This is a genomic window from Massilia sp. HP4 (assembly GCF_005222695.1).
Classification (GTDB): domain Bacteria; phylum Pseudomonadota; class Gammaproteobacteria; order Burkholderiales; family Burkholderiaceae_D; genus Telluria.
In genome coordinates this window covers 47,308-54,476 of record NZ_STGG01000037.1, presented here as the reverse complement: position 1 = coordinate 54,476, position 7,169 = coordinate 47,308, and the positions used below count along the sequence as shown (strand labels likewise).

The window sequence follows — 7,169 nt, the reverse complement described above, 5'->3', positions numbered from 1 at the left end:
GGAAGCGCTCGCCCAGGTATTTACCGGCCGGCTGCATGTTCAGCAGCAGCGGCACCTGGTAGCCGTATTCCATCCAGTCCTCGGGCGTGATGTCGACCCCGGCATGGCGCGCCATCGCAACGATATGCGGCTGGGCGTTGCTCGAGCCGCCGATCGCGGCATTGACCACGATCGCGTCCAGGAAGGCTTCGCGCGTCAGGATGCTCGATGGGCGGATATCCTCTTTGGCCAGCTCCACGATGCGGCGGCCCGTCTCATACGCCATCTGGCCGCGCTCGCGGTATGGTGCGGGAATGGCCGAGCAGCCGGTCAGCGACATGCCCAGCGCTTCGGCGACTGCATTCATCGTCGACGCCGTGCCCATCGTGTTGCAGTGACCGGCGGACGGCGCCGACGCGGTAGCGATGTCGACGAACTTCTTTTCGTCGATGCTGCCCGCCGCCAGCTGCCGGCGCGCCTTCCAGATCGCGGCGCCCGAACCGACCAACTCACCTTCGAACCAGCCGTCGAGCATCGGCCCGCCCGACAGCACGATGGCGGGAATGTCGACCGTCGACACGGCCATCAGCTGGGCCGGCACGGTCTTGTCGCAGCCGGTGGTGAGTACGACGGCGTCGATCGGATAGCCGTGCAGGATCTCGACCAGGCCCAGATAGGCAAGGTTGCGGTCTAGCGCCGCGGTTGGGCGGCGGCAGTTTTCGAAGATCGGGTGCAGCGGGAATTCCATCGGGATGCCGCCGGCGTCGCGGATGCCGTCGCGCACGCGCTTGGCCAGCTCCAGGTGGACGCGGTTGCACGGCGCGATATCGCTGCCGCTCTGGGCGATGCCGATGATCGGCTTACCGCAGCGCAGCTCCTCGGGCGTGATCCCGTAGTTCATGAAGCGCTCGAGGTAGAGCGCGGTCATGTCGATGCGCTCGGGATTGTCGAACCAGTCCTGCGACCGGAAGCGGCGCGTGGCGTTGTTGACTTTACTATCGGTCATTCTGTTGCTCTTTCTTTTCTACTCCTGCAAGCGCAGCGCATGCTGCGGCAGTCCCGGCACGTCGGCGCGGAAAGTGAACAAGCCGCCCGCGAGGGGCTGGGCTTCGAGCTCGGCCGCCGACAAGCCCTTGCGCGCGGTCGTGGCGTACACGGTGCGCAGGTCGTCGCCGCCGAAGGCGAGCTTGGTGATGTTCGCGCACGGAAAGCGCACTTCGCCGACCTTGCGGCCCTGCGGATCGAAGCGGTCGATGCGCCAGCCGCCAAAGGTCGCCACCCACAGGTGGCCGCTGGCGTCGACCGCCATGCCGTCCGGGTAGCCGCCGTCCTGCAGCTCGGCGAACAGGCGCTTGCCGGCTACCTGGCCGTCGTCATCCAGGTCGAAGGCATAAATGCGCTGGGCGAGCGTATCGGTGTGGTACAGCGTGCGTCCGTGAGGACTGATGGCCGGGCCGTTGGTGATCACATAGCCGTCGTCCATGCGGCGCACGTCGCGCCCATCGAAGCAATACAGCGCGCCGGTGGCCTGGGCTTCGGCATCGTCCATCGAACCGAACCACAGGCGTCCGGCGGCGTCGACGTGGCCGTCGTTGAAGCGGTTGCCCGGCTGGTCGGCCTCGACCTTCAGCAGGGGAATGAACCCGCCGTTCTCGTCATCGAAGCGGTATAGCCCATCTTCCAGCGCGCAGGCGAAGCCGCCGCCTTCGATCGGCACGACAAAGCTCACCTGCCCAGGCGCGTCCCAGCTGCGCTGGCCGCCGCTGGCGACGTCGAGACAATGCAGGCGCCGGCCCTTGATGTCGACGAACCAGACCTGGCCCGCCGCGGCATGCCACAGCGCGCCTTCGCCCAGGGTCGCCCCCACCTCCCACAGGCAATGTGGAATCGCGCTGCTCATGCGCCGTACCAGCCCGCGTCGACGAAGTATTCGCGGCCGCTGCAGCGACGCGCATTGTTCGAGGCCAGGAACAGCGACAACGCCGCCACGTCCTGCATCTCGACCCGCTCTTGCAGGCACTGGCCGTTAAGGATGCGCGCTTCCTCGTGCGGCGTATGCCACAGCGCTTCCTGGCGCGGGGTGCGCACGGCGCCCGGCACCAGGGCCACGGTGCGGATGCCGTGCGGGCCAAGCTCGCGCGCCATCGCGCGCGTCATGCCTTCGACGCCGGCCTTGGCGGTCATGTACAGGGACAGTTCGGTATGCGGCAGATGCCACGAGATCGAACCGAAATTCTGGATCACGCCATGGCCCTGCTCCTTCATTCCGGGCAGGACGGCGTGGGCACAGAAGAACTGGTGGCGCAGGTTGACGTTCATCCGGCTGTCCCAGTACGCCGGGGTGACCTCTTCGATGGTGTGACGAGTGTCGTTGGCCGCGTTGTTGAGCAGGATGTCGACGGCGCCGGCCTCGCGCACGATAGCGTCGAACGTGGCCTTGAGCGCATCGAGGTCGGTCAGGTCGCAGGGAAAGAAGCGCGGCGCGTGCGCCGTGCTCGACGCGGCGGCCAGCGACTCGGCAAGGGCGCGTCCTGCGGCCTCGGCGATGTCGAGAAACCAGACCCGGGCGCCCTGCCCGGCGAAGGCGGTGACCAGTTCGGCGCCGATGCCGCTGCCGCCGCCGGTGATGACCACGCGCTTGTCCTTCAGGTCAGGATAGCTTGCGTAAACAAAGGCTGGTTGAATAGTGTCAGACATGGGTTTTTCGTATTCCAGGGTGTGTTGCAGAGGGCTGTCTTATGCCGGCGCCAGCAGGCCGCGCTGCGCCAGGTTGGCGTACAGGGCGCGCACGCCGAAGGTCCAGGGTGCGATCGCGTCGCTGCGTTGCACGGTGTTGACCAGGGTGCCGAGCGATGGGGTCGAGATGCCGACCCGGTCGCCCAGATGGTGGGTAAAGCCGCCGCCTGCGGCGTCGCGGTCCTTGATCGGCGAGAACATCGTGCCGAGGAACAGCATGAAGCCGTCCGGATACTGGTGGTGCGGGCCGCAGGTCTGCGCGACCAGGTCGAGCGGGTCGCGGCTGATCTCGCGCATGCGGCTGCTGCCTTCGAGGATGAAGCCGTCGTCCACGCCCTCGATCAGCATATTGACCTCGCACTCGCGCAGGGTGTCCAGCGTGTACGTGGCGTCGAACAGGCGGATGAAGGGACCGATGGCGCAGGAGCCGTTATTGTCCTTGGCCTTGCCCAGCAACAGGGCGCTGCGGCCTTCGATGTCGCGCAGGTTGACGTCGTTGCCCAGCGTGGCGCCGACGATCTCGGCACGGCTGTTCACCGCCAGCACGATCTCGGGCTCGGGATTGTTCCAGTGCGACGTCGGGTGCAGACCGATCGGGTCGCCGTGACCCACCGACGACATCGGTTGCGACTTGGTGAAGACTTCGGCGTCCGGGCCGATGCCCACTTCCATGTATTGCGACCACAAGCCCTGGGCCGACAGCTCTTGCTTGAGGCGCTGCGCGGCCTCGGAACCCGGCACGATTTCGGACAGGTCGACGCCGATGGTCGCCTGCAGGTGTTCGCGCAGGTCCGCCGCGCGCGATGGATCGCCCTTGGCCTGCTCTTCGATCACCCGCTCCAGAAGGCTGACGGCAAACGTCACGCCGGCGGCCTTGATCGCCTGCAGGTCGCATGGCGCCAGCAGGCGGATGCCGTTCAGGGCGGCGTCGCCACGCAGGGCGGCATCGGCCAGCTCGCGCACCGGTCCCAGGTCTTCGCCCTCGGCGCTGCCGACGATGGCCAACAGGTCGCGGCGCTCGAACAGGTCGGCCACGGTCGGCGCATGGCGGGTAATGTCGACCACGCGGCCGCCGCGCACGGCGACCACGGCTGGTCCTTCGTTGGCGCCGGTGCGCCAGACCCGGCCCACCAGCAGCGCGCGGTCGATGTCGTCGGGAAGCGGATTGGCTTGGATGGTAGTCATGGGTTCCTCTATTGCTGACGCCGCCCCAGGGGGCGGCAGTATAGGATTCGGGATGTAGCCTTCGGACATGATTTTAACATTAATGTTAACGCAATCATCGGCGCTCGTTCATTGCAGCTTGACCGGACAGGCGCTCGCCGGTCAACGGCGAGCGCGGGACTTGACAGTCAGGCGTCGCTAGCGTCAGAACTGGCCGCGGACACCAAGCTGGAAGGTACGGCCCGGGTCGTAGAACCCGAACTGCGCGCTCTCGAACTGGAAGTACGAATCGCGCTTGGCCTTGTTGATGTTGACCACGTCGAAGGTGATGGTCGGCCAGCCTTCGCGATCGAAGACCTGCTCGAGATCCACGCTCGACGAGAAGTCGGCCTGCTTGTAGGCGCGGCCATACAGCGCGGCCGCCGCGATGCCGTTCTGGCCGCCGTTGGCCGCCTGGCTGCCTTCGCGATAGGTATGCGAGAAACGCGCCATGAAGCCGTGGTTCTCGTAATAGACGCCGAAGTTGTTGCTCTTGCGCGGCACGTTCAGCGCCACGAAGCCGTTGGTGCCTTCGCCGCTAGCCGTCTGGTTGATCAGGGTCGCGGTTTCGCTGAAGCCAAAGCCCTTGATCGGCAAGAACCTGTCGAGCGGCTGGACCCAGCCGATTTCCAGGCCGCGAATGCGCAGGATGCCACCGGCATTGCGCTCCTGGCTCATCACCACGGTCGCCGCGCCCGGACCGCCGCGCGCGTCGATCGCCGCCTGCTGGTTAGGAATCAGGTTGTTATAGGTGACACCATACTGCTCCAGCGCGCTGAACGGCAAATTACGGTTCTCGATCACCGTGAAGCCCTTGAGCTTCTTCTGGAACACGGTCAGGCTCACATAGCCTTCGCCGCCGGTGTACCAGTCGACGCCGAAGTCCAGGTTCTTCGAGATATAGGGCTGCAGTTCGGGGCTGCCGATGGTGCCGACGTCGGCCGACACCGAGCTGAAGTTAATGCCGGGACGCAGCGAGTTCGGATTGGCGCGCGTCATGCTCTTCGATGCCGCGGCGCGCACGATGACGTTGTTGGCGACCGTCAGGGCGGCGGTACCCGATGGCAGCGTGTTGTTGTAGGTGTTGTTCACATACTGCCACTCGGTGGCGTTCGGGTACTTGGAGCCATTGAGCGTGAGGTTCGCATTGCGTGGGTCGCTGAACGAATTCAGGGAGCCGACTTCCTGCTTGGTGCGCACGTAGCGAACACCGGCGTTATACCGGAACGGCATGTTGGCGAGCAGGGTCGAACCGTTGATCTCGGTATAGAATCCCGAGGTCTTCTCACGCATATAGCCCGAGCTCGCCCCGGTCGACGAACTGGTCGAATCCGGCGCCGTCGAGTTGTAGTGGTCGTAGTTCGAATCCTTCTTGAAGCGGTCCCAGTCGACGACCAGGCGGCCATACTCGCCAGGCACCAGGTAGCCTGCCAGCTTGTCGGCCGGGATCAGCGAACCCTGGTAGACCAGCGGTGCGGTCGCTCCCGCGGTATAGCCCGTGCCATAGCCAGGATAGAGCGCAGCGGCGCTGGCGCCGGGGGTGTTGGCGCCATCGCACGGCGGAGCGCCGTTCGGACCCTGGATGAAGACGCTCGGATTGTTGCCGCACACCGCCGCCTGCCAGGCAGCAGAGTTGTCCTGGCCGCGGATGCGGCGGTCGATGTCGTCATAGGCATAACCGAGCTTCAGGTTCAGCTTCTTGTCGCCCCAGGTCAGGTCGGTATGGAAGCCTTTGGTGCTGGTTTCGCGCAGCTCGTTCTGGATGTTGACGCGGCCACCCGCCCAGCCGAGATTGGCCGGGTTGTTCACATCGTTGTTGAAGGTGATGTTGGGGACGCCGCCATTGGTGGCGTCATAGCTGGCCACCAGTCCGCTGCCCGCTGCGGTGATCGGCATGACGGTCGGCGCTTCGTGCGTGAAGTCCGACTCCGTCGCGTTGGCCTGCGCCTCGAGCTTCAGGGTTGGCGCGATCTGCCAGGTCATCCCTGGATTGATGCCCTTGAGCGTGGTCTTGTCGCGGCGCGGACCGTATTCGATGAAGTAGCGCGCATTGGCAAAGGTGCCGCTGGTCGCCGTGCAGCCGGCGTTGCAATCGCTGCGGTCCACTTTCATGTCGAGCGGGATCGCGAACTCGTTGCGCATGGCCCAGGTGTAGCCGATGCGCTGCATGTCGTCGTCTTTCTCGCTGTACAGCGTATCGACGTAGAAGTGCAGGTTTTCGGTCGGACGGTACTCGGCGCTGACGATCGCCGCGGTCTTGTCGCGGTCACCGTAGTATTCCATGTAGCGGCCGAGACGGGGAACCAGCGCGTTGTCGATCGCGGTGATGCTGGTGCCCGGATTACGGCCTTCCAGGAAAGCCTGGTCGATGACGGTGCCGGGAACCAGCCCCGCGCCGGCGCCGTTTGGCACCGTCCCTGGAATCGTCCAGTTGCCGCCACCGGTATTGTTACGCGATGGCAAGCCATTCTGCGCGGCCGACAGGTTGGCATTGGTCAGGCCGACCGTCTCGTAGCCGGTGGTGCGTGCTTTTTGACGATTGACGGAAACGCCGGCGAGGATACCGAATTTGTCGCCCCAGGTCTTGCTGGCCAGGAGCGAGCCGCGGCCGCCGATGTCGTTGGCGATTTCCTGCTTCTGCCCGGTCGCGCTATACACGACGTAGGCGCCTTCCTTGTCGAATGGGCGCGCGCTGCGCAGATTGACGGTACCGGCGGCGCCGCCCTCGAGCATCGAGGCATTCGGGCTCTTGCTGACGGTCAGCTTGGTAAACAGTTCGGTCGGCAGCAGGTCGAGATCGATCTCGCGGTTGGTGCTGGCGCCATCGATCGGGCCGGACGATGCCACCGCGATCTGCGCATTGTTCAGCAAGACCTTGGTAAAGCTGGAGCCCAGGCCGCGGATCTGGACGTTCATGCCCTCGCCGGTCACGTCGCGCGAAATCTGGATGCCGGGAATGCGGCTGAGCGATTCCGCGATGTTCTTGTCGGGGAATTTACCCATGTCTTCCGAACTGATGGTGTCCTGGAAGCCGACCGATTCCTTCTTGTCTTTCGCCGACGCCAGCAGACTGCCGCGGTAGCCGGTCACTTTCACGACGTTCACGCCGGCCTGCGCGTTGGCGTCGGTCGTCGTGGTCGTGTCTTGCGCGTAAGCCTGGTGGACCAGGCCCGCCAGTACGGTCACCCCGAGCGCCCATTGGCGCCGGCGTGCTACACCCTGCTGCTTGGAATTGCGAGTCATGTTTGCTG

The 7,169-nt window shown here is 65.2% G+C and carries 5 protein-coding genes; all 5 read right to left on the bottom strand.

Going from position 1 to position 7,169, the window contains the following annotated elements:
* The coding region (locus E8M83_RS13595) for a dihydroxy-acid dehydratase (RefSeq protein ID WP_170976801.1) at positions 1-985 on the bottom strand (985 nt) is incomplete at its 3' end.
* 18 nt (positions 986-1,003) lie between these two features.
* The gene (locus E8M83_RS13590) at positions 1,004-1,879 is read right to left on the bottom strand and encodes an SMP-30/gluconolactonase/LRE family protein (protein WP_137173876.1); all 876 of its coding nucleotides are present in this window, start codon (positions 1,877-1,879) and stop codon (positions 1,004-1,006) included.
* Entirely contained in the window at positions 1,876-2,676 is an 801-nt protein-coding gene (locus E8M83_RS13585; protein WP_137173875.1) for an SDR family NAD(P)-dependent oxidoreductase, read from the bottom strand. Before E8M83_RS13585 ends, E8M83_RS13590 begins: the two co-directional genes overlap by 4 nt.
* A gap of 39 nt (positions 2,677-2,715) precedes the next feature.
* Positions 2,716-3,900, bottom strand: coding sequence for a fumarylacetoacetate hydrolase family protein (locus tag E8M83_RS13580; protein WP_137173874.1), 1,185 nt, complete (start codon positions 3,898-3,900; stop codon positions 2,716-2,718).
* Between the two features lie 183 nt (positions 3,901-4,083).
* Positions 4,084-7,161, bottom strand: coding sequence for a TonB-dependent receptor (locus E8M83_RS13575; protein WP_137173873.1), 3,078 nt, complete (start codon positions 7,159-7,161; stop codon positions 4,084-4,086).
* Positions 7,162-7,169 lie beyond the last annotated feature (8 nt).

Bases quoted from the DNA above. Each gene is read 5' to 3' on its own strand.
- E8M83_RS13590 (WP_137173876.1), bottom strand. From the start codon at position 1,879: ATGAGCAGCGCGATTCCACATTGCCTGTGGGAGGTGGGGGCGACCCTG.
- E8M83_RS13585 (WP_137173875.1), bottom strand. From the start codon at position 2,676: ATGTCTGACACTATTCAACCAGCCTTTGTTTACGCAAGCTATCCTGAC.
- E8M83_RS13580 (WP_137173874.1), bottom strand. From the start codon at position 3,900: ATGACTACCATCCAAGCCAATCCGCTTCCCGACGACATCGACCGCGCG.
- E8M83_RS13575 (WP_137173873.1), bottom strand. From the start codon at position 7,161: ATGACTCGCAATTCCAAGCAGCAGGGTGTAGCACGCCGGCGCCAATGG.